Below are 26,188 nucleotides of genomic sequence, written 5' to 3'. Positions count from 1 at the left end.
CGGTCAGTGCGTCGGACGGGCAGGAAGCGCCCGGTCAGCGGGCGTCGTGCTGCTGCGCCGCCAGTGCGCGGGCGATCTCCGCGCGCGCCTCGCCGACGTAGCGCTGCGCCTGCATGGGCGCGGTGCTGTCGGTGAGCCACTCGTCGAGGCGGCGGAGGGTGGCCTCGGAGCCGAGCGGGCGGGGGAAGCCGTACTCCAGGATGGTCGAGGCCTTGTGGAAGCCCAGCGTGTCGACGAGCGTCTGCGACGCCTCGAGGAACTTCTCCAGGTAGGGCTCCAGCACGTCCTCCTGGCCGAAGCGGAAGATCGAGAACGCGATCTCGCGCGACGTCTCGTTGGGCGTCGAGGGATCGACGAGCGCGTCCCACGCCGCGGCCTTGGCCTCCGCGGTCGGCTGGGCGGCGCGAGCGGCGGCCGCCTGCTCCTTGCCCGAGATGGTCTTGTCGACCTCGAGCTCGGCGTCGATCTCCGCGTCGCCGAAACGACCCTGCTTGGCCAGTGCCGTGATCAGCACCCAGCGCATGTCCTGGTCGATGGCGAGGCCCTCGACCGTGAACGACCCGTCGAGCAGGCCGATGAGGTCGTCGAGCGCGGCGTCGCTGTGGGCGGCACCGGCGTAGGACCGGGCGAAGGTGAGCTGGTGGTCGCTGCCGGGCTCGGCGCCGAGCAGCAGCTCGCGCAGGCCCGTCTCCCAGGTCGCCTTGAGCTCGGACCGGTGCGCGGGGTCGGAGTAGAAGTTGATCGCGAGCGCGGTGGACGCCGGGATCCGGGTCACGGCCCAGGCGTCGGTCTCCTGGCCGATGTTGGCGAGCACCAGGTCGGCCCAGTCACGGGTGCGCATCTCGGCGTCACGGGTCATGTCCCAGGCGGCACCCCACACGAGCGCCCGCGGCAGCGAGTCCTCGAAGGTGGAGAGCGACTCGATCGCGGTCGACAGCGACCGCTCGTCGAGGCGGATCTTCGCGTAGGCGTGGTCCTCGTCGTTGAGGAGCAGCAGCGCGGGCTGCTTCACGCCGACGAGCTCGGGCACGTCGGTGCTCGGGCCCTCGACGTCGATCTCGAGGTAGTCGCGGCGGACGAGCCGGCTGCTCCCGCTCCCGTCGGACACCGTGTCGTAGAGGCCGATGCCGAGGCGGTGACGACGCAGGGTCGGCCAGTCCTCGTGGGCCGACTGCTCGACGGAGAACGACGAGTACGCGCCCTCGCCGTCGAGCTCGAACGCGGGGGCGAGGGTGTTGACGCCCGCGGTCTGGAGCCACTCCTGCGCCCAGCCCTGCAGCTCACGGCCCGAGGACTTCTCCAGGGTCATGAGGAGGTCCTTGAACTCCGGGTTGCCGTACTCCCACTCCTTGAAGTAGGCGCGCAGGCCCTCGAGGAAGGGCTCGATGCCGACCCACGCGACGAGCTGCTTGAGCACCGAGGCGCCCTTGGCGTAGGTGATCATGTCGAAGTTGACCTCGACCGCGTGCAGGTCGACGTTGTCGGCCGCGATCGGGTGGGTCGAGGGCAGCTGGTCGGCGCGGTAGCCGGTCTGCTTGCGGGCGTTGGCGAAGCCGGTCCACGCGTCGTCGAACTCGGTGGCGTTGGCCTCGCACCAGTAGCAGGCCCACTCCGCGAACGACTCGTTGAGCCAGAGGTCGTCCCACCACTTCATGGTGACCAGGTCGCCGAACCACATGTGGGCCATCTCGTGGGTGATGACCGAGGCGCGGAACTCGAAGAACGAGCGCGGCTGGCGGCTGCGGGGGAGGTACTCGTCGCGCAGCGTCACGCAGCCGGCGTTCTCCATCGCCCCGGCGTTGTACTCGGGGACGTAGAGCTGGTCGTACTTGCCGAACGGGTAGGGGTAGTCGAACTGCTCCTCGAACCACTCGAAGCTCTGCTTGGTGAGCTTGACCAGCTCGGCCGTGTCCATGTGCTCCTTGAGCGACTGGCGGCAGTAGTGGCCGAGGGGGATCGTGCCGAACTTGCCCTCGTAGGTGTCGAACTCGCCGTGGTACTCGCCGGCGACGATCGCGGTGATGTAGGTCGACATCCGCTTGGTGGTCGGGAAGTGCCAGGTCGACGCGCCGCTCTGCTCGGCCTCGACAGGCTCCGGCGTCGCGGCGTTGGAGACCACGACCCAGTGCGAGGGAGCGGTGACGTTGAAGGTGAAGACGGCCTTGAGGTCGGGCTGCTCGAAGGTGGTGAAGACGCGGCGGGCGTCGGGCACCTCGAACTGGCTGTAGAGGTAGACCTTGTCGTCGGCCGGGTCGACGAAGCGGTGCAGGCCCTCGCCGGTGTTGGAGTAGGCGCAGTCGGCGGTCACGACGAGCGTGTTGGTCGCCTCGAGGCCGTCGAGTGCGATGCGGCTGTCGGCGTACGCCGTGGCGGGGTCGAGCGTGCGGCCGTTGAGCGTGATCTCGCGGACGCTGGGGGCGACCAGGTCGGCGAAGGTGCTCGCGCCTGGCTCGCGGCAGGTGAACTCGAGCGTGGTGGTGGAGACGAAGGTGGTCTCCTGCGGCTGGGTGGCTGACGTCAGGTCCAGGTCGACGGTGTACGCCGTGACGTCCAGGAGGGCGGCGCGGGTGGCGGCCTCGTCCCGGGTGAGGTTGGTTCCAGGCATGCGGGCATCCTGCCACCGAGGTCGTGGAATACCAGAGTTGGAGCGGCACTTGTGGGTGACATGGCTACTGCTGACCTCTGGTTCGACCCGCTCTGCCCGTTCGCCTGGATCACCTCGCGCTGGATCCGCGAGGTCGAGCAGGTCCGCGACATCGACGTGCAGTGGCACGTGATGTCTCTGGCCTACCTCAACAAGGACAAGGACATCCCCGCCGACTACCGCGAGATGCTCCAGGGCACCGAGAAGCCGGTGCGCGTCGCGATCAAGATCGCCGAGCTCTACGACAACGCGACCCTCGGCGACTGGTACACCGCCATCGGCACGCGCCGCCACAACAACGGTGAGGAGCTGTCGGAGGAGACGATCGCCGCTTCGCTGGCAGACGTGGGCCTGCCCGCCGACCTGATCGAGGCGTGGGACGACGCGTCCCTCGACGACGCCGTGGCGAAGAGTCACCACGAAGGCATGGACCCCGTCGGCGACGACGTCGGCACGCCGACCATCCACATCAACGGCTCGGCGTTCTTCGGGCCGGTGCTGTCGAAGATCCCGCGCGGCGAGGAGGCCGGCGAGCTCTGGGACGGTGCGGTCGCCGTCGCGAAGTTCCCCTACTTCTACGAGCTGAAGCGCTCGCGCACGGGAGACCTCGACTTCAGCTGAGCCCGGGGCCGGCCGTGCGCACCGCACGGTCGGCCAGCTCCGCCCCCGCCGCGTCGTACAGCCCGACGACGGCCGCGCGCTCCACCAGCTCGTGGATCTCCTCGTCGTAGCGCGTCACCGCTGTGACCGATCCGGCGAAGCCGCTGCGCTGCAGCTGCTCCAGTGACGCGAGGTTGCTGCCGTGGAAGGGCATCGCCAGGACGACGAGCCGTACGGTGCCCTCGTCCCTGACGCGTGCCCAGAAGAGGGGGTCGGTGGCGTCCCCCTCGACGACGTGAAGACCTTCGGCGCGCAGGTCGTCCACCCGCGTTGCGTCGGAGTCGACACCGGTGACGCGCAGGCCGTACGCGTCGACGAGCCGCCGGCTCGCTGCTCGGCCGAGGCGCCCCATGCCGAGCACGAGCGCGTCGGCGTGCCGGAGGTCGACGGGTCGTTCCTCGGGATGGAGCCGGACGGGATCCGGCACCCGTCCGGACACCTCGGACGACACGCGGTCGACGGCGGCGCTCGCCACGGTCGTGACGACGAAGCTGATGGCGACCGCGGTCGAGATCACGACCAGCCAGTCGGGCTCGAGGTTGGCCGCGCCGACGCCCGCCACGACGACGATGAGCGCGAACTCGGAGAGGCTGGCGAGGGAGAGGGCCGAGCGGGTCGCGGTGCGCATCCGGAAGCCGGAGGCGCGCAGCAGCACCGCGTACAGGACCGTCTTGAGGGGGACCAGCGCCACCAGCGCCAGGGCGAGCACGATGCTGGAGGGGTCGGGGGCGCCGTGCAGACCGACGGACAGGAAGAACGCGACGAGGAGAAGCTCCTTGACCGAGAAGATGGACTTGGCCAGCTCCTCGGCGCGCGGGGACGAGGCCAGCAGCAGCCCGATCGCCAGGGCGCCCACGTCGCCCTCGAGGCCGGCCGCATCGAAGAGGGCGTAGCCGGGGACCACCGCGAGCGTCACCCCGACGAGGGCAAGCAGCTCGCCGTGCTCGAGCCGGGTCAGCAGCCGCCGCGCCGGCCACGAGGCAGGCACGAGGAGGAGCAGGGCGGGCGCCCACCAGTGCGGTGCCTCGCCGCCGACCGCTGCCATGAGGACGACCGCGACGAGGTCCTGCACCACCAGGATCCCGATCGTGGTGCGCCCGTGGAGCGAGCGTGTGGCGTTCTGCTCCTCCAGCAGCTTCACTGCGACCACCGTGCTGGAGAACGACAGGGCCACGGCCACGAGGACCAGGTCGGTGCGCTCCGCCCCCGCGAGCAGGCCGACGCCGACGGCGCCTGCGGCCGCCAGCACGGTCAGCGCCAGCACGGTGCTCAGGAGGGCGTGCACCAGGCTGACACCCAGCACCTCGCGTCGGCCGAGCACCCGGACGTCCAGCTTGAGGCCGATGGCGAACAGCAGCAGCATCACGCCGACGTCCGCCACCGCGTCCAGAGCGGGCGTGCCGTCGACACCCATGGCGGCCAGGGCGAAGCCCGCCGCCAGGAAGCCGACCATCGGCGGCAGCCGCACCGCGTGGGCCAGCAGGCCGCCGCCGACGGCCAGGGACAGCATGAGCACCAGGTCGATCGACACGTCACCTCCCACCGTCGGGTCGGCGCCACCCTAGGCCGTCGGCCGACCCGGGTCGTACCGGCTCGAAACCGGGTCGCGACCGGTCACTAGGCTTGCGCCCATGACTCGTGTCCTGTCTGCCGTCGCCTGGCCGTACACCAACGGCCCGCGCCACATCGGCCACGTCGCCGGTTTCGGCGTGCCCTCCGACGTGTTCAGCCGGTTCATGCGGATGGCGGGGCACGACGTCCTGATGGTCAGCGGCACCGACGAGCACGGCACGCCGATCCTGGTGCTGGCCGACAACGAGGGCGTGCCCGCCCGCGAGCTGGTCGACAAGTACAACCAGGTGATCGTCGACGACCTGTGCGGCCTCGGCCTCTCCTACGACCTCTTCACCCGCACCACCACCGGCAACCACTACGCGGTGGTGCAGGAGATGTTCGAGACCTGCCGCCGCAACGGCTACATGGTCGAGCAGACGACGAAGACGGCGATCAGTCCCTCCACGGGCCGCACCCTCCCCGACCGCTACATCGAGGGGACGTGCCCCATCTGCAAGTACGCCGCAGCGCGCGGTGACCAGTGCGACAACTGCGGCAACCAGCTCGACCCGACCGACCTGATCGACCCGCGTTCGAAGATCAACGGGGAGACGCCGGAGTTCAAGGACACGCAGCACTGGTTCCTCGACCTGCCGGCGCTCGCGGGCGCCCTGGGGGAGTGGCTCGACCAGCGCGAGGCGACCGGCCTGTGGCGCCCCAACGTCATCAAGTTCAGCCAGAACATCCTCAAGGAGATCCGGCCGCGGGCGATGACCCGCGACATCGACTGGGGCATCCCGGTCCCGGGCTGGGAGGACCAGCCGACCAAGCGGCTCTACGTCTGGTTCGACGCGGTCATCGGCTACCTCTCCGCCTCGATCGAGTGGTCCCGCCGTCTGGGTCAGCCCGAGAAGTGGCGCGAGTGGTGGAACGACCCGGATGCCCTGACCTACTACTTCATGGGCAAGGACAACATCGTCTTCCACTCCCAGATCTGGCCGGCCGAGCTGCTCGCCTACAACGGCGAGGGCGACCGGGGCGGCGAGCCCGGTGCCTACGGCACGCTCAACCTGCCGACCGAGGTGGTCTCCAGCGAGTTCCTCACCTTCGGCGACACCCAGTTCTCCACCAGCCGCGGCAACGTCATCTACGTCGGTGACTTCCTCGCCCGCTACGGCCCCGACCCGCTGCGCTACTACATCTGTGCCGCCGGGCCCGAGACGTCCGACGCCGCCTTCACCTGGGCCGACTTCGTCACCCGCAACAACTCCGAGCTCGTCGCGGGCTGGGGCAACCTGGTCAACCGCACCGCGACGATGATCGCCAAGAACTTCGGCGAGATCCCGGCGGCCGGACCCCTGGAGGACGTCGACGAGCAGGTGCTCGCGACCGTGCGTGACGGCTTCGCGACCGTCGGCGGCCTGGTGGAGAAGCACCGCCTGCGGGCCGCGATCGCCGAGGCGATGCGGGTGGTGGGCGAGGTCAACAAGTACCTCACCGTCACCGAGCCCTACAAGATGAAGGACGACTCGCAGCGTGAGCGCCTCGGCACCGTGCTGCACGTCGCGGCCCAGTGCGTGAGCGACTGCAACACGCTCCTCTCACCGTTCCTGCCGCACTCGGCCAACAAGGTGCACGCGGTGCTCGGCGGCGAAGGCGAGCTCATGCCGATGCCGCGGATCGAGCAGGTCGAGGAGCTCGAGCCCGGCAACGGCGCCGGCCACACCTCGTACGCGGTCATCACCGGCGACTACACCTCGACGCCGTCCTGGGAGTCGCGACCGGTCGTCGTCGGGGCCAAGGTCGACAAGCCGACGCCCGTCTTCACCAAGCTCGACCCGTCGGTCGTCGAGGAGGAGCTCTCGCGATGAGTGCCGAGACGGCTGCCGAGATGTACCTGCCGCACTTCGTGGTGAAGCAGAAGCTCACCTTGATGGTCAACCGCTACGAGGTCTCGGAGTCCGACGAGTCCGGCACCCCGACCCGGCTGATGGCGCTCGCCGAGCAGAAGCGGATGGCGTTCAAGGAGCAGGTCACCTTCTTCGCCGACGCCGGCAAGCAGCGCGCGGTCTTCGGCTTCAAGGCCCGCAAGAAGCTCGACCTCAACGCCGGCTACGACATCACCGACGAGTCCGGCGCGCAGATCGGCTACTTCAAGAAGGACTTCGGCGCCTCGCTGATGCGCTCCACCTTCCACGTCGAGGGCCCGGGCTTCACCGGCACCGGGCGCGAGCGCAACCAGGTCGCCGGGCTGCTGCGCCGATTCACCGAGCTCGACTTCATCCCGATCCACTTCGACTTCGTCGACCCGACGGGCAGCCCGCTCTTCTCCGTCGAGCGCAAGATGTCCCTCGGCGACCGCTACCGCGTCACCGTGCCCGACCAGCGGGTCGACTTCCGGGTGGCAGCCGCCGTGGCCGTCGCCCTCGACGCGCTGATGGCGCGCTGACCCCACCCACCTGACCCCACCCACCTGACCCGACCCGTTTCGTCCCGCATCCCAGGAGGTCGTCATGCAGGTCGCAGTCCTCGGCACCGGGATGGTGGGTCGCACGATCGCCCCGCGACTGGCGGAGCTCGGGCACGGCGTACGCCTCGGCACCCGCGACCCCTCGGCCACCCGCGCCCGCGACGGGTGGACCGACCTGCCGGGCGTCCCGCTCATGACGTTCGCCGAGGCCACCGCCGGGGCTGATCTCGTCGTGCACGCCGGCAACGGTGCCGCTGCGCTCGACCTGCTCACGCAGGCCGGCGACCTGGCCGGAGCCGTCCTCCTCGACGTCTCCAACCCGCTCGACTTCTCCGCCGGTTTCCCACCGACCCTCGCGGTGAAGGACACCGACTCCCTGGCCGAGCAGCTGCAGCGGGCGTTCCCCGACACCCGCGTGGTCAAGTCGCTCAACACGCTGACGGCCGAGCTGATGGTCCACCCCGACCGCCTGCCCGAGCCGACCAGCGTGTTCGTCAGCGGGGACGACGACGACGCGAAGCGGCTCGTCACCGGCCTGCTCACCGAGCTCGGCCACCGCGACGTGATCGACCTCGGCGGCATCGAGACCGCGCGGGGGACGGAGATGTGGCTGCCGCTGTGGCTGCGGCTGATGGGTGCCCTCGGGACGGCGGACTTCAACCTCAAGATCGTGCGTCCGTCGTGATGTACCCCGAGGTCCGCGCGGCCCTCGAGGCCGACGCCGGCGTCGACCTCGGCGCGCCCGGCTTCGACCTCGCCGCCCACCGCGAGGACGTACGACGCGTCAACCTCCGCCAGCCGCGGGAGGACGTCGCCTCCGTCGAGGACGTCGACGCCGACGGGGTCCGCTGCCGGCTCTACGTCCCGGCCGACCCGCTGCCGGGGCTGGTCGTCCACGCCCACGGTGGTGGGTTCGTGCTCAACGACATCGACGTCCACGACGGCATCTCCCGCCGCATGGCCAACCGCGGCCGCCGGGCGGTGCTGAGCGTCGACTACCGCCAGCCGCCCGAGCACCCGTTCCCCGCTGCGCCCGACGACCTCGACACGGTCGTCGGCTGGCTGCGCCGTGAGGGCCCGCCCGGGCCGTACGCCGTCCACGGCGACTCGGCGGGCGCCAACCTCGCCGTCGTCGCCGCCCTGCGCAACCCGGGCTTCTTCGCCGCGGTCGCGCTGATCTATCCCTTCCTCGACCCGCGCACCGCCTTCTCGTCCTGGGAGCTGGGGGCCGCGTCGGGCTTCGCACCTGCGGAGGCGACCTGGTACTGGGAGCAGTACGCCCGCACCGAGGCCGACTACGACGACCCCGACCTCGCCCCGCTGCTCTCCGCGCGGCTGCACGCCCTGCCGCCGACCTTCGTCGCCACGGCGGAGGCCGACCCGCTCCGAGACGAGGGGGAGGAGCTCGCCCGGCGGATCGCGGAGGCGGGCGTCGAGGTCGTCGGCATCCGCTGCCTCGGCCAGACCCACGGCTTCTGGCGGCACGCGACCTTCACCGCATCCGAGCCGCTGGTGCGCCAGGTCGCGGGCTGGCTCGACCAGCACCTCACGACTGCGTGAGCCCGTCGCCTCCGGCGATCGTGGCTGCGGTCCGATCGACGATCAGGAGGTCTCGAACCGCTTGCGGTACGACGTGGGCGTCGTCGAGAAGGCAGAAGCGAAGTTCTGCCTGAAGGTGACCGTGCTGGCGAAACCGCACTCGCGAGCGACGCGCTCGATCGACCAGTCGGTGTTCTCCAGGAGTCCGCGCGCCCGGTCGAGCCGGCGGGCAAGGACCCACCGCGCAGGCGTGGCACCGGTGACCTCGAAGAAGCGTCGGTTGAAGTTGCGGCGGCTCATTCCGGCGTGCCCGGCAAGTGCCTCGACATCGAGGTCTGCGTCGAGGTTGGCCAACGCCCAGTCCAGCGTCGGACCGAGCTGGCCGCCCTTCTCCGGGTCGGGGATCGGACGCTCGACGTACTGCGCCTGCCCTCCCTCGCGGTGGGGAGCGACCACGAGGTGGCGTGCGACGGTCGTCGCCGCGGCTGACCCCAGCTCGGCGCGCACCACGTGCAGGCACGCGTCGATGGCCGAGGCCGTTCCGGCCGAGGTGAGCACGTCGCCGTGGTCGAGGTAGAGCGAGGACGCGTCGACGGTGGTCGACGCCCGGCGGTCCTCCAGCGAGGAGGCGGCGGCCCAGTGGGTGACGACCGTGCGCTCGCCCACCACGCCGCTGTCGACGACAGGGAACGCGCCGAGGCACAGGCCGGCCACACGTGCCCCGCGCTGGTGTGCCCGTGCCACCAACCGGGACAGCTCGTCGGAGGTCGGGCGGAAGTCGGTGTGCCACGACGGGAACACCACCAGGTCCGCCTCCTCGACGACGTCGGGACCGTTGACCTCGTCGACCCGTAGGCCCTCAACGGTCCGGACGCCGTGGCCGTCCTCGGTCCACACCTGCACCCTCCAACCGTCGGCGAGGCCCTGCCGGGTGACCTCGCCGAAGACGAGCAGCGGCACGGAGAGGTGGAACATCGTGATGCCGTCGAAGGCGTGCACGGCGATGCGCATGCTGTCCTGATCTCATCGAAAGGCGTCTTCTGTGCCACTCACGCTACCCCCGGCTCGCCGGCGAGGCTAGGAGGACAGGCGCCGACGAGCGGCGCCGACCCGAGCACCAGGAGGCAGACCCGCCATGACCACCCCCCGCCGCGCCCTCATCGTCGTCGACGTCCAGCAGGAGTACTTCGACGGCATCCTCCAGGTCCAGCACCCGGACCGTGAGGTCTCGCTCGCCCACGTGACCCGGGCCATGGACGTCGCCGCGGCTCAGGACCTGCCCGTCGTCGTCGTCCATCACCAGCTGCCCGAGGGTGCCCCCGTGTTCGCCCAGGGCTCACCCAGCTGGGAGCTGCACCCCGACATCGCCAGCCGCGTCCAGCCCGGGCACAAGCGCGTCACCAAGGACAAGTCCAGCGTGTTCGCCGGCACCGACGTCGCCGCCTGGCTCGCGGCGCAGGGAGTGGACACGATCACGATCGTCGGCTTCATGACCAACAACTGCGACATCGCGACAGCAGCCGCCGCCGAGGAGCTCGGGCTGGCAGCTGAGGTCCTGTCCGACGCCACCGGTGCCATCCACCTCGCCAACGAGGCCGGCAAGGTTTCGGCGGAGCAGCTGCACGACACGCTGCTCGTGCTGCTCCAGTCCAACTTCGCCGCCGTCGCCACCACCGACGCCTGGGTCGACGCCGTCGAGAGCGGTCAGGCCCTGGTGAAGTCTGACCTCGGCACTTCCGCCATGCAGGGTCGCGCCGCCTTCGCCGGCTGACGAACGGCTTCGCGCTCGGGCAGGATGTCCGCCATGCCGTGTCGCGCACCTCATGAGTGTCGGTGCCGCGGGTGAGCGCTGAGGTCCTGACCGGCGCGACGGCGCGTCGGCGGCCGGTCTTCGTGCAGCTGGTCGTCTTCGCGAGCGTGGGCGCTGCATTCAACGTGCTCTACGGACTGCTCTACCTCGTCCTCCGCGAGCAGCTCAGCGCGCAGCCGGCGAACGCTCTCGCGCTCATCCTGTCGACGATCGCTGGAACGTTCGGGCATCGCTACATCACCTTCGGGGTCCGTGGCACGGACCGAACCGTGCGGCACCAGGCGCTCGGGCTCGCCCTCCTGGGCTTCAGCCTGGCCGTGACGGCAGGTTCCTTGTGGCTGCTCGACACCCTTGTCGCCCAGCCCTCGCGCCTGCAGGAGGTGGTCGTCCTCATCGCGGCGAACCTGGGCACCGGGTTGGTGCGGTTCTTCGTGTTTCGTGTGGCGATGATCGGCCGACGGGACTACGAGGCCAGGGTGTAGTTGCTGGCGAGCCGGAGCTCGTAGGGCGAGTAGCCGACGGAACCCGCGGGGCCTCCGGGGAGTGGTGGTGAGGTGGAGCGGGTGATGCGGAGGTGCTCGGTGACACCGTGGACCTGGTGGAGGTGGGCGTCTCCCGGGTCGGCGACCCAGGAGGTCCACCCGGGGGACTCCTTGACGTAGTTGCAGCGCTCGCAGAGGCCCTGGCCGTTGTGCGCGGCGGTCGGGCCGTCATCGGCGGCGGGGGTGACGTGGTCGTGGTGGCGGATGGCGGCGTTGCAGCCGGTGGTGCGGCACGTGCCGCCGTCGCGGAGGTCGAGGAACTCGGCGAGGAGCCCGTCGAAGCGGCGGCTCGTCGACTCCATCGCGACCAGTGCCCGATCGGCGGGCGCGACGAAGAGCCGCCGGAGGGTGGCCTTCGCGGCCTGGCTGGCGCGGCGGACCAGGTCGATGCACAGGGCGGCAGGGAGGTGTCCGGCTCCCGTGACCTGGCCGGGCTCGGTGCCGTCGCCGAACAGTGACTCGACTCCGATGACGAGGTTGACGCGGACCGCGACGGCGTCGTTCACGCTCTGGTCGCCGGTGATCCGCGCGGCGAGGGTGTCGGCGCGGACCTGGCCGGCGGTGCGGCCGTCGCCCTCGGCTCGCGCGGTCGCGGCTGCGTTGTCGAGGGCTGCGCGGACCGCGGCCAGGACCTCGAGGGGGAGGGTGGCGACGAGCTGGCCGGTGCCGTCGTCGAGACGGCGCGAGGTGACCCGCCGGTCGGCGCGTGCCCGCCGGCAACGCCGGGTCTCGGACTCGGCGGCGTGGGTGAGGCAGGACCGACGCACGGCGTCGCGGAGACGGATGTCGCCGAGACCGGCCAGTCGTGGTGCCAGGTCGTCGTCGACGCGCAGGCGCTGCTCGGGGGCGAGGTGGGCGACCTCGCGCGCGACAGCGAACGCCCGGTCCTCGGTGAGCTCGCCCCGACGCAACGCTGCCAGCGTCAGCGGGAGGTGGTCACGCAGGCGGCGGGACAGCAGCACCCGCTGCTCGCCGGCGTAGGGACTGGCCAGGGTGGCAAGCGCCACCTCGGCGCCGACCGACATCGCGCGCTGGGGCGTACGCCGGCCGCCGCCCGGCGCGTCCTCGCTGTCGGCGGCATCGGCGAAGGTGGCCGCCACGATCGCCTCGGCGGCCGCGGCTGCTGACTTGATCCGCTCCAGGCCTTCGAGCTGGTCGAGCAGGTCAGGCCCCAGCGTGGCGGGCGCCAGGTCGGCAAGGAGGTCAGCCAGCGCGTGCAGGTCGTCGGCCTGCCACACCTGCCGCTCTGCTCCAGCTGCCATCGAACCCTCCGAGTGATCGAACGTGTGTTCGATTGTCTCCCGTTTTGGGTCGGAGGTCAAGAGCGCGGGCATGATCGTGGATGCGCCGGGCGCCCGGACGACGCCCGCGCCTCGGGCGTGTCCACAGGCCCCGGTCATCCGCCTCGATCCTCACGGGCCGGCTCTGCCAAACTCCTCCTCATGCGCGTTCACCTGGGCTCCGACCACGCCGGCCTCGAGCTGAAGGACCACCTGATGACCTGGCTGGTGGACCACGGCTACGAGGCCATCGACCACGGTCCGTTCGTCTACGACGCCCTCGACGACTACCCCTGCTTCTGCCTCCGGGCGGCCGAGGGGGTCGCGGCCGACCGCGCCGAGGGCCTCGACAGCCTGGGCGTCGTGATCGGTGGATCCGGCAACGGCGAGCAGATCGCGGCCAACAAGGTCGAGGGCATCCGGTGCGCCCTGGCCTGGTCGGAGGAGACGGCGACGCTGGCCCGCGAGCACAACGACGCCAATGTCGTCTCGGTCGGCGGCCGGATGCACCCGGTGGACGACATGACCCGGTTCGTCGAGGTCTTCCTGACCACGCCCTTCTCCGAGGACGAGCGCCACGTGCGCCGCATCGGCCAGCTCACCACCTACGACGAGTCGGGCGAGCTGCCTCCGCTGCCGGAGTCGGCCCTGCGCGGTCCCGGCTCCGAGGCGTCCCCCGACGACGCGGATGCCTGAGGGACACACCCTTCGCAAGCTGGCCGACGACCTCAGCGCCGCCTTCGCGGGGCGGAGGGTCCGGGTGTCGTCGCCGCAGGGCCGCTTCGCCGCCGACGCCGAGCAGCTCGACGGGTCGCGCGTGGTCGGTGCCGACTCCGCCGGGAAGCACCTGTTCCTCGAGCTCGAGGGGGAGCGCTTCGTCCACGTCCACCTCGGTCTGATCGGTCAGTTCGACGTGCACGCGAGCGCCGCCGAGGTGCCCGCGCCGGTGGGAGCGGTGCGGTTGCGCCTGGTCACTCTGGACGGCCCGGACGACGCCCGTCCGACGGCGTACGCCGACCTGCGCGGCGCGATCGTCTGCGACCTCGTCGGCGCCGGGCGGCGCGCGGAGATCCTGGGCCGGCTCGGTCCCGACCCGCTGCGCCCCGACGCCGACCCCGACCGGGCCTGGCGCCGCATCTCGGCGAGCCCGCGGGCCATCGGCGACCTACTCATGGACCAGAAGGTGCTGGCGGGGGTCGGCAACGTCTACCGCGCCGAGGTGCTCTTCCGGCACCGCATCCACCCGCTGCGCCCCGGCAACACCCTGCGCAGCGGTCAGTGGCGGGCGATGTGGGCCGACCTCGTCGAGCTCATGGCCGAGGGCGTGCGCACCGGCCGGATCGACACGGTGCGTCCCGAGCACACGCCCGAGGCGATGGGGCGCCCGCCCCGCAAGGACGACCACGGGGGCGAGGTCTACGTCTACCGTCGTACGTCGCAGCCGTGCCTGGTGTGCGGCTCGACCGTGCGCACGGGTGAGCTCGTCGGACGCAACACGTTCTGGTGTCCCCGATGCCAGCCGAAGTTCCGCTCCCGGGCCGTACGATCTGCCACCAAGGAGACCGGGAGAGCAGGAGGGGCTCGGGGATGAGTTCTCCATCGCTCAACGCCGCCGCCAGCCGGCTCGTCCCGCGCGGCTCGCGGACCCTCGTCCTGCTCGTCGCGGCGACGGTGCTCATCGGGCTCGCCATCTGGCTGCTGGACCCGAGCGTGCCCCTCGTCAGCCTGCTCGTCCCGCTGGTCCTCTCGAGCCTGGTGCTCGGTCCCCGGCAGCTGCCGTGGTTCGTGGTGTTCGTGCTGCTCGTGCTGGCGCTGGTCGTGCCGACCCAGGAGGACATCGACCTCCGGGTCGCGCTCACCGTGGCCATCATCTTCGGCCTCGGGTTCGTGGTGCTGCTGTCGTCGTTCCGCCGCACGCGCCTGGGCGTGGCGGGCATCCAGGGCGAGATGATGTTCGTGGACCTGCGCGACCGGATCCTGCGCCAGGGAGGCATCCCCGACCTGCCCGCGGAGTGGTACGCCGCCAGCGAGCTGAGGTCGGCCGGCGGCACCCCGTTCGCCGGTGACTTCGTCGTCGCCTCGCGGGTCGAGGGCCGCCTCGAGGTGGCCGTCGTCGACGTCTCCGGCAAGGGCCAGGGCGCCGGCACCCGCGCCCTGCTGCTGTGCGGCGCCCTGGGCGGGCTGCTGAGCGCCCTGCCGCCCAGTGAGTTCCTCGACGGCGCCAACCAGTTCCTGCTCCAGCAGGACTGGGACGAGGGGTTCGCCACCGCGATCCACCTCTCGCTCGACCTGACGACCGGCCACTACGACATCCGCAGCGCCGGCCACCCCCCGGCGGCCCTGCGCCACGCCGGGTCCGGGCGCTGGGAGGTGCTGGAGTCGGAGGGGCCGATCCTGGGCCTCATCGACGGGGCGAGCTTCCCCGCCGTCTCGGGGGAGATGCGCCGCGGCGACGCCCTACTGCTCTACACCGACGGCATGGTCGAGACCCGCAACCGTGACATCGCGCTCGGCATCGACCGGATGCTCGGCCAGGCCGAGCGGCTGCTGCGGGGCGAGTTCGAGGGCGGCGCCACGCGCCTCGTCGAGGCCCTCGGCTCGCGCAACGACGACCGAGCGCTGCTCCTGGTGCACCGGCGCTGAGCCGGGTTGGAGCGCGCGTTCGCGGGTGTGGCACCATGACACCCGCACCGGCGAGACCACGTCGTCGGCACGCACGCGGATGTAGCTCAATGGTAGAGCCCCAGTCTTCCAAACTGGCTACGCGGGTTCGATTCCCGTCATCCGCTCCAAGCAGGCTGTGACGTCTCCGTCCGGAGCTCGTCGGGCCCGTTTGGCGGGGCGTAGCGTAGTGGCTAGCGCGCCTGCTTTGGGAGCAGGAGACCGCAGGTTCGAGTCCTGTCGCCCCGACCCACCAGCCGACTCCAACCCCACCCGTCACGCGGTGGAGGGGTCCTCCGGGCGTGATTCGGCCTGTGCGCGCGCCGTCGATAGACTGGCGAGGTTTGCGGCCGCCGGGCTCCGTGTCCGGGCGCTGCCGCACTTTCCCCGTGTGGTCCACCCACAGACCTTCAGCATCAGGAGACATTTGTGAAGAGCGCCGTCGAGACCTTGAGCCCCACCCGGGCCAAGCTGACCGTCGAGGTGCCCTTCGAGGAGCTCAAGCCGAGCCTCGACGCGGCGTACCAGAAGATCGCGAAGCAGATCAACGTCCCGGGCTTCCGCCGCGGCAAGGTCCCGCCGGCGGTCATCGACCGCCAGGTCGGCCGCGGCCCGGTCCTCGACGAGGCGATCAACGCCGTCGTCCCGCAGCAGTACATGGCCGCCCTGCAGGAGCACGACCTCGAGCCGCTGGCCCAGCCGGAGATCGAGGTGACGAAGTTCGAGGACAACGAGTCCCTCGAGTTCACCGCCGAGGTCGACGTCAAGCCCGACTTCGAGCTGCCCTCCTACGACGGCCTCGAGGCCAGCGTCGACGACGTCGAGATCAGCGATGCCGACGTCGACGAGCAGGTCGAGGCCCTGCGTGAGCGCTTCGGCACCCTCGTCCCGGTCGAGCGCGCGGCCGCCGACGGCGACTTCGTCACCATCGACCTGGTCGCTTCCAAGGACGGCGAGACCGTCGAGGGTGGCGAGGTCACCGGCATGTCCTACAAGGTCGGCCGCGGCGGCATGATCGACGGCCTCGACGAGGCCCTCGTCGGCCTCTCCGCCGGCGACGACGCGACGTTCGACTCCGAGCTCGCCGGCGGCGACCTGGTCGGCGAGCCCGTCCAGGTGACCGTCAAGGTCACGGCCGTGCAGGAGCAGCAGCTGCCGGAGTACGACGACGAGTTCGCGCAGCTCGCCTCCGAGTTCGACACCGCCGAGGAGCTCACCGCCGACGTGCGTGAGCGCCTGGGTCGCGGCAAGCGCCTCGAGCAGGCCGCCGCCGCCCGTGACGCGGTCCTCGAGGCCCTGCTGGAGAAGGTCTCCATCCCGCTCCCCGAGGTGATGGTCACCGACGAGCTCAACGCCCGCCGCCAGAACGTCGAGCAGCAGCTCGGCTTCGCCGGCATCACCATGGAGAAGTACCTCGAGGACGAGGGCCAGACCCAGGACGAGTTCGAGGCCGACCTCGAGCGTCGGGTCCGCGACGCCGTCGCCGCCCAGTTCATCCTCGACAAGATCGCCAAGAAGGAGGAGTTCGGCATCGACCAGGCCGAGCTCTCCGAGCACCTCGTGCGCCGCGCCCAGCAGTCCGGGCAGGACCCGCAGGAGTTCGCGAACCACATGTTCGAGCACAACCACATCCCCGAGCTGGTGCAGGAGATCCTGCGCGGCAAGGCGCTGGCCACGATCGTCGAGGCGGCGACCGTCAAGGACGCGTCGGGCAACGTGGTCGAGCTCAAGAACCTCCGCCCCGACGGCACCATCGGCGCAGAGCCCGTCGAGGAGAGCACCGAGACGAGCACGGACGAGAGCGCCGACGAGTCCGACGAGGCCGAGAAGGCCTGACCGGCTCCGCTCCTCGACCGGCGTCCACCCTCCCGGGGTGGGCGCCGGTCGTCGTCTACCCGGGCTCGGTGCTGGCCAGGACGTCGAGGGAGTAGCGAGCGATCGCGGCGCGCTGCCGCGACCAGTGGTCCAGCGCGGCCTCGTCGGGGTCGTCGAGCCGCTCGAGCGGCAGGCTCGGCAGGCCGTTGAACAACATCAGGCTCACGGCGTGGCCACGTCGCACTTCCGCCGGCGAGACGTCGAGGCCCTCGTCGGCGAGCCCGGCGGCGTACGACGCCAGGCACGCGGCCGCGCGCCCGGGCAGGTCGTCGGCGTCCTGCCGTCCGACCTGGATGTCACCGACCAGCAGCTGGGCCAGGTCGAAGCCGACCGGCTGGGGTCGCCAGAAGCCGAAGTCGATCAGCGTGAATCCCGCGTCGTCCGCGCGACGCAGCAGGTTGTTGGGGCAGGCGTCGCCGTGGGAGGCGAGGTGGCGGGAGGAGGCGAACTCCTGCGCGAGCACGTCGAGGTGGCGTGCTGCCGCCAGGAGCCCGTCGCGGACGTCGCCGAAGTGCGCGGCGACGGCGGGGTGGCGCCACGTGGCGTCGTCGTGCAGGCCGGGGAGCACGGTGTAGGCCAGTCGGCCGGCGACGAAGCTCTCGACGTGCCAGGGCTGCGGGTCGATCGCGGCGAGGTCCGCGACCGTCCGGCTGGCGGAGAGCCGTCCCAGCAGGCGCGCGGCGCGGACGCTGTCGTCGGAGTCCCAGGCCACGTCGTCGGCGGCGACGGCCTCCATCCAGATCGTCGCGGTCTCGTCGGGACGTTCCTCGACCCGCAGTCCGCGCGGCATCGTCAGCCCCTCGGGGAGCCGCTCGCGCAGGTCGGAGGCGTAGACGAGCGGTTCGGCGCGCCACGGGAGCGAGGCGGCCGCCCACTCGCCGATCTCGGGAGGTACGCCGGCGAAGGCGGGGGAGTGGCGCCAGTTGTGCACCCGCTTGACGAACAGCGTGAACTCCCGAGCAGTGGCGCCCGAGTCCTCACCGGTGTCGGCGTGGCCGCGCACCCACGTGCGTGCGCCGGTGAGGATCGAGGGGACGTCGTAGGCGACGGGCTCGGCCGTGGAGTCGCGCAGCCGCACCGTCGGCACGCCCCACAGGTCGGCGACCATCGCCTCGAGCTCCGCGTCGGTGACGTCGTCGGCGCCGAGCACCTCACGCCGGTCCACCCCGTCGGAAGGCGTGAAAGTTGCTTTCATGATCTTAGAAGGTAAGTTGCTTTCATGACTGGCGTCAAGAGGCTTCCTGCGGCCCGTCCGCACCTGCCCATGCTGATGGGGATGGTCTTCGGGCGGCTGCGCGAGCGGCTGGCCGCCGAGGCGCCCGAGCTGCGGCCCTCCCAGCTGCGCGTGCTGGAGTGGCTGCCGCAGGAGGGGATGACGATCAGCGAGCTGGCCGAGTGCGCCGAGATGACCACCCAGGGGTGCGGCCAGTTCGTCCGCCAGCTCGAGGCGCTCGGCATGGTGGACGTGGCCGTCGCCGACCACGACGCCCGCGCCCGCGTCGTACGCCTCACCGACGCCGGCCGCGACGCCCTCGCTCGCTCGGCCGCTGTGCTGAGGGCGTGCGACGAGGCGTGGGCCGCGCAGGTGGGCCCGGAGCGGTGGCGGGTCTTCCGCGAGGTGCTGGAGGAGGTCGCGCTCGGGTGAGCGTGCGGCGCTGAATCCGCTGTGGGCGAACAGGGTGGGTCAGCGCGTGGAAGTGTCCGTCCTTCCGGCTAGTGTCGCCAGCGTGAACCAGAACTCCAGCCCAGCCCTCTCGCCCGAGATGAACGGCGCCGGTGGGATGTATGGCCTCGACGACCACATCTACCAGCGCCTCCTCCGTGAGCGCATCGTCTTCCTCGGCTCGGAGGTGCGCGACCAGAACGCCAACGCGATCTGCGCGCAGCTCCTCCTGCTCTCCGCGGAGGACCCGGAGGCCGACATCTTCCTCCACATCAACAGCCCCGGCGGCTCGGTCGACGCCGGCATGGCGATCTACGACACGATGAACTACATCCCCAACGACGTGGCGACCGTGGGCATGGGCCTGGCGGCCTCGATGGGCCAGTTCCTGCTCTGCGCCGGCACCAAGGGCAAGCGCTACGCCCTGCCCCACGCCCGGATCATGATGCACCAGCCCTCCTCGGGCATGGGTGGCTCGGCCTCCGACATCAAGATCCAGGCCCAGCAGTCGCTGCACATCAAGAAGGTGCTGCTCGACCTCATCGCCGAGCACACCGGCCAGAGCGTCGAGCAGGTCGTGGCCGACGCCGACCGTGACCGGTGGTTCACCGCCGACCAGGCCGTCGACTACGGCCTCGTCGACCAGGTCATCACCAGTGCCCGCGAAGCCGCCGACGAGGGCCGCCCGGCCCGGACCAAGGACTGAACCCCATGAACTACTACATCCCGCAGTGGGAAGAGCGCACCTCCTACGGCTTCCGCCGCATCGACCCCTACGCCAAGCTGTTCGAGGAGCGCATCATCTACCTCGGCACGCCGATCAGCGACGACGTGGCCAATGCGGTCATCGCCCAGCTGATGTGCCTGGAGACGATGAACCCCGACACCGACATCAGCATCTACATCAACAGCCCCGGTGGCTCGTTCACGGCGCTGACGGCGATCTACGACACGATGAAGTTCATCAAGCCCGACGTGCAGACCGTGTGCCTGGGCCAGGCGGCCTCGGCGGCGGCGATCCTGCTGGGTGCCGGAGCCAAGGGCAAGCGGATGGCGCTCCCCAACAGCCGCATCCTGATCCACCAGCCCTACACCGAGGGCACGTTCGGCCAGACCTCCGACATCGAGATCCAGGCCAACGAGATCCTCCGCATGCGCGAGCTGCTGGAGAAGATGATCGCCGAGTCCAGCGGCAAGGACATCGAGCAGGTCAGTCGCGACATCGAGCGCGACAAGATCCTGACCGCCGAGCAGGCCGTGGAGTACGGCCTGATCGACGCGGTCATCGAGTCCCGCAAGGGCGCCCCGGCCCTCGCCTGAGGGTGGGCCGAGGCTGAGCAGAGACTCGAAATGATGGTCGGCGACATCTCGTGTCCGGCCCCAGTCCGGGGCCGGCGCGGGGTACCGTCGTACGGCCCGTTGGTAAGCAGCGCTGTGCAAGGTGTGGAGTGCCGGAGCCCCCATCCGGCGAGACTGGAGGACACGACTCGTGGCACGTATCGGTGACGGAGGCGACCTGCTCAAGTGCAACTTCTGCGGCAAGAGCCAGAAGCAGGTCAAGAAGCTCATCGCGGGCCCCAACGTCTACATCTGCGACGAGTGCATCGAGCTCTGCAACGAGATCATCGAGGAGGAGCTCGCCGAGGGCGCCGAGGTGAGCCTCGAGGAGCTGCCGAAGCCTCGTGAGATCTTCGAGTTCCTCAACTCCTACGTGATCGGCCAGGAGCACGCCAAGAAGTCCCTCGCCGTCGCGGTCTACAACCACTACAAGCGGGTCCAGGCCGGGCTGCAGCCCGTCAGCGGCAAGGCCAAGGACGACGTCGTCGAGGTCGCCAAGTCCAACATCCTGGTGATCGGGCCGACGGGCTGCGGCAAGACCTATCTCGCGCAGACCCTCGCCCGGATGCTCAACGTCCCCTTCGCGATCGCCGACGCCACGGCGCTCACCGAGGCCGGCTACGTCGGTGAGGACGTGGAGAACATCCTCCTCAAGCTCATCCAGGCCGCCGACTACGACGTCAAGAAGGCCGAGACGGGCATCATCTACATCGACGAGATCGACAAGGTGGCCCGCAAGGCGGAGAACCCCTCGATCACGCGTGACGTGTCCGGCGAGGGCGTGCAGCAGGCGCTGCTCAAGATGCTGGAGGGCACCACCGCGTCGGTCCCGCCGCAGGGTGGTCGCAAGCACCCCCACCAGGAGTTCATCCAGATCGACACCACCAACATCCTCTTCATCGTGGGTGGCGCGTTCGCGGGCCTCGAGCAGATCATCGAGCAGCGCGTGGGCAAGAAGTCGCTGGGCTTCACCGCGGAGGTGCGTGGCGCCGCCGAGCGCGAGGCCGACGACCTGCTGGCGCAGGTCCGTCCCGAGGACCTCACCAAGTTCGGCCTGATCCCCGAGTTCATCGGTCGCCTGCCACTGATCGCCAGCGTGAGCAAGCTCGACCGCGAGGCGCTCGTGCAGATCCTCACCGAGCCGCGCAACGCGCTCGTCAAGCAGTACCAGAAGCTCTTCGACCTCGACGGCGTCGAGCTCGAGTTCACCGACGAGGCCATCGACTCGATCGCCGACGCGGCCCTCGAGCGTGGCACCGGCGCCCGCGGCCTGCGGGCGATCATCGAGGAGGTCCTCCTCTACGTGATGTACGACGTCCCCTCGCGCGGCGACGTCGCCAAGGTGATCGTGACCCGCGAGGTCGTCGAGGACGACGTCGCCCCGACCCTCATCCCCCGCGAGGCCGAGGGCCGCAAGAAGAAGTCCGCCTGATCCCTGGCCCGACATGACCATGGCGGTCTAGTCATTTCGGGCTATTCCGGGCCATCGACGCGGGACACGCGTCATGGTCCGGAGAGACTGGCGTCTCGTCTGCATGTGGGAAGGGGACCCCGTGGGGGTTGACCAGAAGCGACCGCTCGTCGGCTTCGCGCTCGTCGCTGTGCTCTGTGCCGTCCTGATGTCGGTCTCGGTCGAGCGCGGGTTCGGCCTCAGCGACCTCGTCCACCCGGGCAAGCCCATCGCCGCGCCCGTCGAGCGCACCCCGGTCGACCCACCCGCCGAGGTCGCCGTTCCGGAGGCGCCCGTCGCGATCCCGGCCGAGCTGAGCGCCCAGCCGCTGGAAGCGGTCGTCGCTGCCGCCGCCGAGAAGACGTCCCGCGCCACGGGCTCGGAGACCTCCGACGCCGCCGGCACCCGCAGCAGCTCTCCGAACGACTCCGACGCCGCCGGCTCCGACGACGACAGCTCCGAGGCGGCGGACCGTGACGCCGAGCGGGAGGCCGAGAGGGCCCAGCGTGGCGCGGAGCGGGAGGCCGAGAAGGCCCAGCGTGCCGCGGAGCGGGAGGCCGAGAAGGCCCAGCGTGCGGCCCAGCGTGCCGCGGAGCGGGAGGCCGAGAAGGCTCAGCGTGCCGCGGAGCGGGAGGCCGAGAAGGCTCAGCGTGCCGCGCAGCGGGAGGCCGAGAAGGCTCAGCGTGCCGCGCAGCGGGAGGCCGAGAAGGCTCAGCGTGCCGCGCAGCGGGAGGCCGAGAAGGCTCAGCGTGCCGCGGAGCGGGAGGCCGAGAAGGCCCAGCGTGCGGCCGAGCGTGACGCTGCGAAGGCTGAGCGTGACGCCGCCAAGGCCCAGCGCGAGGCAGAGCGAGCAGCAGCCCAGGCCGCGCAGCAGGCGGCCCAGACCAACGGCAACGGCAACGGCAACGGCCACGGGAAGGGCTGACACCCCTCACGCACGAACCCCCTCACCCACCGTGTCGTACGGCGGGTGAGGGGGTTCGGCTGTCTCAGGCCTCGGTGGGCGCCAGCTCGGCGGCGGTCACCCGCAGCTCGGTGGTGGACTCGTCGGTGACGAAGTCCAGGTCGCCGACGATGGTGCCGACCGCGCGGAGGTCGTCCTGCGCCTGCTGCGCGGCCTCCACCAGCGAGGCCGGACCGGTGATCTCCACGCGGGAGAGCGGGGCACGCATCTTGGCCTTGGCCTGCGACTTGGCGCCGCGGATGCCGGTCAGGGCGGCGGCCACGGCGTCGAGCACCAGCGGCTGCGAGGCAGCGGCCGAGCCGAGGTCGGCCGCGGTGGGCCAGGCGGCGTGGTGGATGGAGCCGTCCTGCCACCACGACCAGACCTCCTCGGTGGCGTAGGGCAGGAACGGCGCGAGCAGCCGCAGCTGGACGTGGAGCGCGATGGCGAGCGTGGCGCGCGCGGAGTCCGTGCCGGCGCCGCCCTCGGCGTCGTAGGCCCGCTCCTTGACCAGCTCGAGGTAGTCGTCGCAGAACTCCCAGAAGAACTTCTCGGTGACCTCGAGCGCGGTCGTGTAGTCGTAGGCGTCGAAGGCCTCGGTCGCCCTGCGGACGACCACCTCGAGCCGGCCCAGCAGGGCGCAGTCGACCGGGGCGCTGACCACGGCCGGGCTGAGCTCGGTGGCGCCGACGTTGCCGAGGACGAACTTCGAGGCGTTGAGGACCTTCATCGCCAAGCGGCGGCCGACCTTCATCTGCGACTCGTCGAAGGGCGAGTCCAGGCCGGGCCGGCCGATCGCGGCGCGCCAGCGGACGGCGTCGGCGCCGTACTTGTCCAGGATGTCGGTCGGGACCACGACGTTGCCCTTGGACTTCGACATCTTCTTGCGGTCCGGGTCGACGATGAAGCCGGAGATCATCGCGTGCGACCACGGCACGACCTGGTGCTCGAAGTCGGCGCGGACCACGCGGGAGAACAGCCAGGTGCGGATGATGTCGTGCGCCTGGGTGGCCAGGTCGTAGGGGAAGACCCGGGAGAACAGGTCGTCGTCGACCTCCCACCCGCCCGCGATCTGGGGCGTGAGCGACGACGTCGCCCACGTGTCCATGACGTCGGGGTCGCCGACGAATCCGCCCGGCTTGCCGCGCTGGTCCTCGGTGTAGCCCTCGGGCGCCTGCGTCGACGGGTCGACCGGGAGCTGGTCCTCGCTCGGCATCAGCGGGTGGTCGTGGTCGGGCTCGCCGTCGGCGTCGAGGGGGTACCAGACCGGGAAGGGGATCCCGAAGAACCGCTGGCGCGAGATCAGCCAGTCGCCGTTGAGGCCGCCGACCCAGTTGTCGTAGCGGTGCTTCATGTGCGTGGGGATCCAGGTGATCTCCTCGCCGCGGACGAGCATCTCCTTGCGCAGCGCCGCGTCCTTGCCGCCGTTCTTGATGTACCACTGGCGGGTCGCGACGATCTCGAGCGGCTTGTCGCCCTTCTCGTAGAAGTTCGCCATGCGCTGGGTCGGCTTCGGCTCGCCGTCGAGGTCGCCGGACTCGCGCAGCAGGGCGACCATCGCCTCGCGGGCGCTGAACGTGGTCTTGCTGGCCATCTCGGCGTACGCCGTCGCAGCGCCCTCGGCCCCACCCGAACCAGCACTGAGCCACTCGGGCGTCTCGCGGAGCAACCGCCCGTCGCGACCGACGACGGTGCGGACCGGGAGGCTGAGCTCGCGCCACCACATCACGTCGGTGAGGTCGCCGAACGTGCAGCACATCGCGATGCCGGCGCCCTTGTCGGGCTCGGCCGCGTGGTGGGCCAGGACCGGGATCTCGACACCGAAGACCGGTGAGGTGACCGTGGTGCCGAAGAGGTCCTGGTAGCGCTCGTCGTCGGGGTGCGCGATCAGCGCCACGACGCTCGGGATCAGCTCGGGCCGGGTGGTCTCGATGTGGATCGGGCGGCCGGCCCCCCCGTCGGTCGGCACCGTGTGGAAGGCGACGCGGTGGTAGGCGCCCGGGTAGTCGCGCGCCTCGAGCTCGGCCTGCGCGACGGCGGTCTGGAACGTGACGTCCCACAGGGTCGGCGCCTCGGAGAGGTAGGCCTCGCCGCGGGCGAAGTTGCGCAGGAAGGCGCGCTGGCTGACGGTGCGCGAGTGGTCGCCGATCGTCGTGTAGGTCGGGTTCCACTGGACCGAGAGCCCGAGCTGGCGCCACAGCGCCTCGAAGGCCTTCTCGTCCTCGACGACGAGCTGCTCGCACAGCTCGATGAAGTTGGGCCGGCTGACCGGGACCTGCTTCTTCGCGTCCGGCTTCTCCGGCGGCGTGAAGTCGGGGTCGTAGGGCAGCGTCGGGTCGCAGCGGACACCGAAGTAGTTCTGCACGCGGCGCTCGGTCGGCAGGCCGTTGTCGTCCCAGCCGATGGGGTAGAACACGGCCTTGCCCTGCATGCGCTGGTAGCGCGCGATGAGGTCGGTGTGGCTGTAGGAGTAGACGTGGCCGACGTGGAGCGAGCCGCTGACGGTCGGCGGGGGAGTGTCGATCGAGTAGACGTTCTCCCGCGGCTGGGTGCGGTCGAAGGCGTAGGTGTCGTTGTCGGCCCACGCCCGGGACCACTTGTCCTCCAGACCCTCGAGCGCCGGACGCTCCGGTACGACGACGGCACGCTGGTCGGTGCTCGCTGTCGTCGGACCAGTGTCCGGGGCCTGGGTGCTGGGGTTGTCAGTCATGCGCCGAGTCTATTGACGGGCCTCCGGCCTGTGAAAACGAGTATCGACGCGCATCCACCGACCCCTAGCGTGACGGCATGGATCTCCCGACCGATGGCGCGTTCACGCTCGAGTTCTTCGACCACCCCCAGCCCTTCCTCGGCGCCGCTGGTGAGGTCCTCGCCGCTGACCCGGTGATGGGCAGCGTCATCGCCAGCGTCACCCAGCGGACGGCGCGGGAGGTGGCGGTCGGTCGCGGTTCGTGGGCGGAGGTCGGTGCGCCGTTCGAGCGCTGGTGGGTGGTGGTGCGCGACGCCGGTGGACGCGCCGTGAGCGCGACCATGCGGACCGCCCCCTTCCCGCCGCACCCGTCCTTCTCGATGCCCATGCCGGACGCCGCCGCCCGCATGCTTGCCACCGCCCTCCACGAGCGCGGGGAGCTCCTGGGCGGCGCCAACGGCGCCCTGCCCGGTGCCGAGGTGCTGGCCCGCGCCACGGCCGAGCTGGCCGGCGGCGTGGTGGTCGCCGACAAGGCGACCCGGCTGTGGGAGGCCACCTCGGTCGTCGTGCCGCCCGCGCCCGAGGGGCGGTTGCGGCTCGCGACCGAGGACGACGCCGACCTGGTGCTGGCGTGGTTCACCGCCTTCCACGAAGAGGCCGACGAGCAGGCCGGGCGCGAGCCCGACCCCGCGGCCGGTGAGCACAACACCCTCGACAGCGTGCTCGTCCGGATCAGGGAGGGCGTCGAGTGGTTGTGGGAGCTGCCCGACGGCACGGTCGCCCACCTGACGGGCGCCGGACTGCCGTCCTACGGCGTCTCCCGCATCGGCCCGGTCTTCACGCCGCGCGAGTTCCGCGGCCGAGGCATTGCGTCGTACGTCGTCGGCGAGCTGACGCGGCGCGGACTCGAGGCGGGCCACCGGATGTGCCTGTTCACCGACCGGGCCAACCCGACGTCCAACAAGATCTACGCGGCGCTGGGCTACGAGCCGACGGTGGACATGGCCGAGCACGTCGTGCGGGTGCCCGGCGACGAGTCGTCACCCGGTGGCGGAGGTCAATAGACTCGA

At 70.9% G+C, this 26,188-nt stretch carries 23 protein-coding genes and 2 tRNA genes; 19 read left to right on the top strand and 6 right to left on the bottom strand.

All coding sequences use genetic code 11. The features are described 5' to 3' along the window. Positions 1–34: 34 nt before the first annotated feature. The gene (gene pepN / locus ACNKF0_RS15980) at positions 35–2,605 is read right to left on the bottom strand and encodes an aminopeptidase N (RefSeq protein WP_416953683.1); all 2,571 of its coding nucleotides are present in this window, start codon (positions 2,603–2,605) and stop codon (positions 35–37) included. A 60-nt stretch (positions 2,606–2,665) separates the two neighbouring features. On the opposite strand from pepN, the gene ACNKF0_RS15975 reads away from it, so the two are divergent. Next, complete coding sequence (locus ACNKF0_RS15975) at positions 2,666–3,265, top strand: DsbA family protein (RefSeq protein WP_299924922.1); 600 nt, start codon at positions 2,666–2,668, stop codon at positions 3,263–3,265. Here the strand turns inward: ACNKF0_RS15975 and ACNKF0_RS15970 are convergent. Then, entirely contained in the window at positions 3,258–4,835 is a 1,578-nt protein-coding gene (locus tag ACNKF0_RS15970) for a cation:proton antiporter (protein WP_416953681.1), read from the bottom strand. The genes ACNKF0_RS15975 and ACNKF0_RS15970 overlap by 8 nt on opposite strands. Positions 4,836–4,935: 100 nt before the next feature. Between ACNKF0_RS15970 and metG the strand changes: the two genes are divergently transcribed. The 4 genes from metG (at position 4,936) to ACNKF0_RS15950 (ending at position 8,888) form a co-directional block, all read left to right on the top strand. Further along, positions 4,936–6,729 carry a methionine--tRNA ligase gene (gene metG / locus ACNKF0_RS15965; protein WP_299924916.1) on the top strand — a complete coding sequence of 598 codons (1,794 nt, stop codon included), beginning with the start codon at positions 4,936–4,938 and terminating at the stop codon, positions 6,727–6,729. After that, positions 6,726–7,307 (top strand): hypothetical protein, encoded by a 582-nt coding sequence (locus ACNKF0_RS15960; protein ID WP_299924914.1) that lies wholly within the window; start codon positions 6,726–6,728, stop codon positions 7,305–7,307. The genes metG and ACNKF0_RS15960 overlap by 4 nt, the downstream gene beginning before the upstream one ends. 64 nt (positions 7,308–7,371) lie before the next feature. Beyond that, positions 7,372–8,013 (top strand): NADPH-dependent F420 reductase, encoded by a 642-nt coding sequence (locus ACNKF0_RS15955; RefSeq protein WP_416953678.1) that lies wholly within the window; start codon positions 7,372–7,374, stop codon positions 8,011–8,013. After that, positions 8,013–8,888, top strand: a complete 876-nt coding sequence (locus ACNKF0_RS15950; protein ID WP_416958551.1) for an alpha/beta hydrolase — start codon at positions 8,013–8,015, stop codon at positions 8,886–8,888. Before ACNKF0_RS15955 ends, ACNKF0_RS15950 begins: the two co-directional genes overlap by 1 nt. 42 nt (positions 8,889–8,930) lie before the next feature. On the opposite strand, the gene ACNKF0_RS15945 is transcribed toward ACNKF0_RS15950, so the two are convergent. Then, a complete protein-coding gene (locus tag ACNKF0_RS15945) occupies positions 8,931–9,878 on the bottom strand; it encodes a GlxA family transcriptional regulator (protein WP_416953676.1) in 948 nt (315 codons plus the stop codon). A 124-nt stretch (positions 9,879–10,002) separates the two neighbouring features. On the opposite strand from ACNKF0_RS15945, the gene ACNKF0_RS15940 reads away from it, so the two are divergent. Next, positions 10,003–10,638 (top strand): isochorismatase family protein, encoded by a 636-nt coding sequence (locus tag ACNKF0_RS15940; protein ID WP_416953674.1) that lies wholly within the window; start codon positions 10,003–10,005, stop codon positions 10,636–10,638. 71 nt (positions 10,639–10,709) lie between these two features. Beyond that, a complete protein-coding gene (locus ACNKF0_RS15935) occupies positions 10,710–11,159 on the top strand; it encodes a GtrA family protein (protein WP_416953672.1) in 450 nt (149 codons plus the stop codon). Here the strand turns inward: ACNKF0_RS15935 and ACNKF0_RS15930 are convergent. Further along, a complete protein-coding gene (locus tag ACNKF0_RS15930; RefSeq protein ID WP_416953670.1) occupies positions 11,141–12,481 on the bottom strand; it encodes a DUF222 domain-containing protein in 1,341 nt (446 codons plus the stop codon). The two genes, ACNKF0_RS15935 and ACNKF0_RS15930, sit on opposite strands and share 19 nt — an antisense overlap. Before the next feature lie 180 nt (positions 12,482–12,661). Here ACNKF0_RS15930 and ACNKF0_RS15925 point away from each other — a divergent pair, with 180 nt between their 5' ends. From ACNKF0_RS15925 to tig, 6 genes are all read left to right on the top strand, one after another. Beyond that, entirely contained in the window at positions 12,662–13,195 is a 534-nt protein-coding gene (locus tag ACNKF0_RS15925) for a ribose-5-phosphate isomerase (protein WP_416953668.1), read from the top strand. Next, positions 13,188–14,090, top strand: a complete 903-nt coding sequence (locus tag ACNKF0_RS15920; RefSeq protein ID WP_416953666.1) for an Fpg/Nei family DNA glycosylase — start codon at positions 13,188–13,190, stop codon at positions 14,088–14,090. The genes ACNKF0_RS15925 and ACNKF0_RS15920 overlap by 8 nt, the downstream gene beginning before the upstream one ends. Then, positions 14,087–15,142 carry a PP2C family protein-serine/threonine phosphatase gene (locus ACNKF0_RS15915; protein WP_416953664.1) on the top strand — a complete coding sequence of 352 codons (1,056 nt, stop codon included), beginning with the start codon at positions 14,087–14,089 and terminating at the stop codon, positions 15,140–15,142. Before ACNKF0_RS15920 ends, ACNKF0_RS15915 begins: the two co-directional genes overlap by 4 nt. Positions 15,143–15,217: 75 nt before the next feature. Continuing rightward, positions 15,218–15,291 (top strand) — tRNA-Gly (locus ACNKF0_RS15910). A gap of 45 nt (positions 15,292–15,336) precedes the next feature. Continuing rightward, positions 15,337–15,409: transfer RNA gene (locus ACNKF0_RS15905), tRNA-Pro, on the top strand. 180 nt (positions 15,410–15,589) lie between these two features. Continuing rightward, the gene (tig, locus tag ACNKF0_RS15900; RefSeq protein ID WP_416953662.1) at positions 15,590–16,996 is read left to right on the top strand and encodes a trigger factor; all 1,407 of its coding nucleotides are present in this window, start codon (positions 15,590–15,592) and stop codon (positions 16,994–16,996) included. Between the two features lie 55 nt (positions 16,997–17,051). On the opposite strand, the gene ACNKF0_RS15895 is transcribed toward tig, so the two are convergent. Continuing rightward, positions 17,052–18,230, bottom strand: coding sequence for a phosphotransferase (locus ACNKF0_RS15895; RefSeq protein WP_416953660.1), 1,179 nt, complete (start codon positions 18,228–18,230; stop codon positions 17,052–17,054). A 24-nt stretch (positions 18,231–18,254) separates the two neighbouring features. On the opposite strand from ACNKF0_RS15895, the gene ACNKF0_RS15890 reads away from it, so the two are divergent. The 5 genes from ACNKF0_RS15890 to ACNKF0_RS15870 all read left to right on the top strand — a co-directional run bounded on the left by ACNKF0_RS15890 (position 18,255) and on the right by ACNKF0_RS15870 (position 22,411). Beyond that, positions 18,255–18,680, top strand: coding sequence for a MarR family winged helix-turn-helix transcriptional regulator (locus ACNKF0_RS15890; protein WP_416953658.1), 426 nt, complete (start codon positions 18,255–18,257; stop codon positions 18,678–18,680). Between the two features lie 118 nt (positions 18,681–18,798). Beyond that, positions 18,799–19,404, top strand: a complete 606-nt coding sequence (locus tag ACNKF0_RS15885) for an ATP-dependent Clp protease proteolytic subunit (protein ID WP_172260025.1) — start codon at positions 18,799–18,801, stop codon at positions 19,402–19,404. A 5-nt stretch (positions 19,405–19,409) separates the two neighbouring features. Further along, complete coding sequence (locus ACNKF0_RS15880) at positions 19,410–20,018, top strand: ATP-dependent Clp protease proteolytic subunit (protein WP_056908602.1); 609 nt, start codon at positions 19,410–19,412, stop codon at positions 20,016–20,018. 169 nt (positions 20,019–20,187) lie between these two features. Continuing rightward, entirely contained in the window at positions 20,188–21,468 is a 1,281-nt protein-coding gene (gene clpX, locus ACNKF0_RS15875; RefSeq protein ID WP_416953655.1) for an ATP-dependent Clp protease ATP-binding subunit ClpX, read from the top strand. 121 nt (positions 21,469–21,589) lie between these two features. Beyond that, complete coding sequence (locus ACNKF0_RS15870; RefSeq protein ID WP_416953653.1) at positions 21,590–22,411, top strand: hypothetical protein; 822 nt, start codon at positions 21,590–21,592, stop codon at positions 22,409–22,411. 64 nt (positions 22,412–22,475) lie between these two features. Here ACNKF0_RS15870 and valS read toward each other — a convergent pair whose 3' ends face one another. Further along, the gene (gene valS, locus ACNKF0_RS15865) at positions 22,476–25,139 is read right to left on the bottom strand and encodes a valine--tRNA ligase (protein WP_416953651.1); all 2,664 of its coding nucleotides are present in this window, start codon (positions 25,137–25,139) and stop codon (positions 22,476–22,478) included. A 77-nt stretch (positions 25,140–25,216) separates the two neighbouring features. Here valS and ACNKF0_RS15860 point away from each other — a divergent pair, with 77 nt between their 5' ends. Continuing rightward, positions 25,217–26,182: a GNAT family N-acetyltransferase gene (locus tag ACNKF0_RS15860; protein WP_416953649.1), complete on the top strand. Its 966-nt coding sequence runs from the start codon at positions 25,217–25,219 to the stop codon at positions 26,180–26,182. Positions 26,183–26,188: the final 6 nt, after the last annotated feature.

The organism is Nocardioides sp. T5, from assembly GCF_048161455.1.
Classification (GTDB): Bacteria; Actinomycetota; Actinomycetes; order Propionibacteriales; family Nocardioidaceae; genus Nocardioides.
This window is presented reverse-complemented; position numbering and strand designations above follow the sequence as displayed.

What these genes read in the sequence shown, in the direction of transcription:
- ACNKF0_RS15885 (WP_172260025.1), top strand. Translation starts at nt 18,799, where the DNA reads ATGAACGGCGCCGGTGGGATGTATGGCCTCGACGACCACATCTACCAG.
- ACNKF0_RS15915 (WP_416953664.1), top strand. Translation starts at nt 14,087, where the DNA reads ATGAGTTCTCCATCGCTCAACGCCGCCGCCAGCCGGCTCGTCCCGCGC.
- ACNKF0_RS15945 (WP_416953676.1), bottom strand. Translation starts at nt 9,878, where the DNA reads ATGCGCATCGCCGTGCACGCCTTCGACGGCATCACGATGTTCCACCTC.
- metG (WP_299924916.1), top strand. Translation starts at nt 4,936, where the DNA reads ATGACTCGTGTCCTGTCTGCCGTCGCCTGGCCGTACACCAACGGCCCG.
- ACNKF0_RS15895 (WP_416953660.1), bottom strand. Translation starts at nt 18,230, where the DNA reads ATGAAAGCAACTTTCACGCCTTCCGACGGGGTGGACCGGCGTGAGGTG.
- ACNKF0_RS15975 (WP_299924922.1), top strand. Translation starts at nt 2,666, where the DNA reads ATGGCTACTGCTGACCTCTGGTTCGACCCGCTCTGCCCGTTCGCCTGG.
- ACNKF0_RS15920 (WP_416953666.1), top strand. Translation starts at nt 13,188, where the DNA reads ATGCCTGAGGGACACACCCTTCGCAAGCTGGCCGACGACCTCAGCGCC.
- ACNKF0_RS15940 (WP_416953674.1), top strand. Translation starts at nt 10,003, where the DNA reads ATGACCACCCCCCGCCGCGCCCTCATCGTCGTCGACGTCCAGCAGGAG.
- ACNKF0_RS15955 (WP_416953678.1), top strand. Translation starts at nt 7,372, where the DNA reads ATGCAGGTCGCAGTCCTCGGCACCGGGATGGTGGGTCGCACGATCGCC.
- ACNKF0_RS15880 (WP_056908602.1), top strand. Translation starts at nt 19,410, where the DNA reads ATGAACTACTACATCCCGCAGTGGGAAGAGCGCACCTCCTACGGCTTC.
- ACNKF0_RS15950 (WP_416958551.1), top strand. Translation starts at nt 8,013, where the DNA reads ATGTACCCCGAGGTCCGCGCGGCCCTCGAGGCCGACGCCGGCGTCGAC.
- ACNKF0_RS15925 (WP_416953668.1), top strand. Translation starts at nt 12,662, where the DNA reads ATGCGCGTTCACCTGGGCTCCGACCACGCCGGCCTCGAGCTGAAGGAC.
- ACNKF0_RS15930 (WP_416953670.1), bottom strand. Translation starts at nt 12,481, where the DNA reads ATGGCAGCTGGAGCAGAGCGGCAGGTGTGGCAGGCCGACGACCTGCAC.
- valS (WP_416953651.1), bottom strand. Translation starts at nt 25,139, where the DNA reads ATGACTGACAACCCCAGCACCCAGGCCCCGGACACTGGTCCGACGACA.
- ACNKF0_RS15860 (WP_416953649.1), top strand. Translation starts at nt 25,217, where the DNA reads ATGGATCTCCCGACCGATGGCGCGTTCACGCTCGAGTTCTTCGACCAC.
- pepN (WP_416953683.1), bottom strand. Translation starts at nt 2,605, where the DNA reads ATGCCTGGAACCAACCTCACCCGGGACGAGGCCGCCACCCGCGCCGCC.
- ACNKF0_RS15960 (WP_299924914.1), top strand. Translation starts at nt 6,726, where the DNA reads ATGAGTGCCGAGACGGCTGCCGAGATGTACCTGCCGCACTTCGTGGTG.
- ACNKF0_RS15890 (WP_416953658.1), top strand. Translation starts at nt 18,255, where the DNA reads ATGACTGGCGTCAAGAGGCTTCCTGCGGCCCGTCCGCACCTGCCCATG.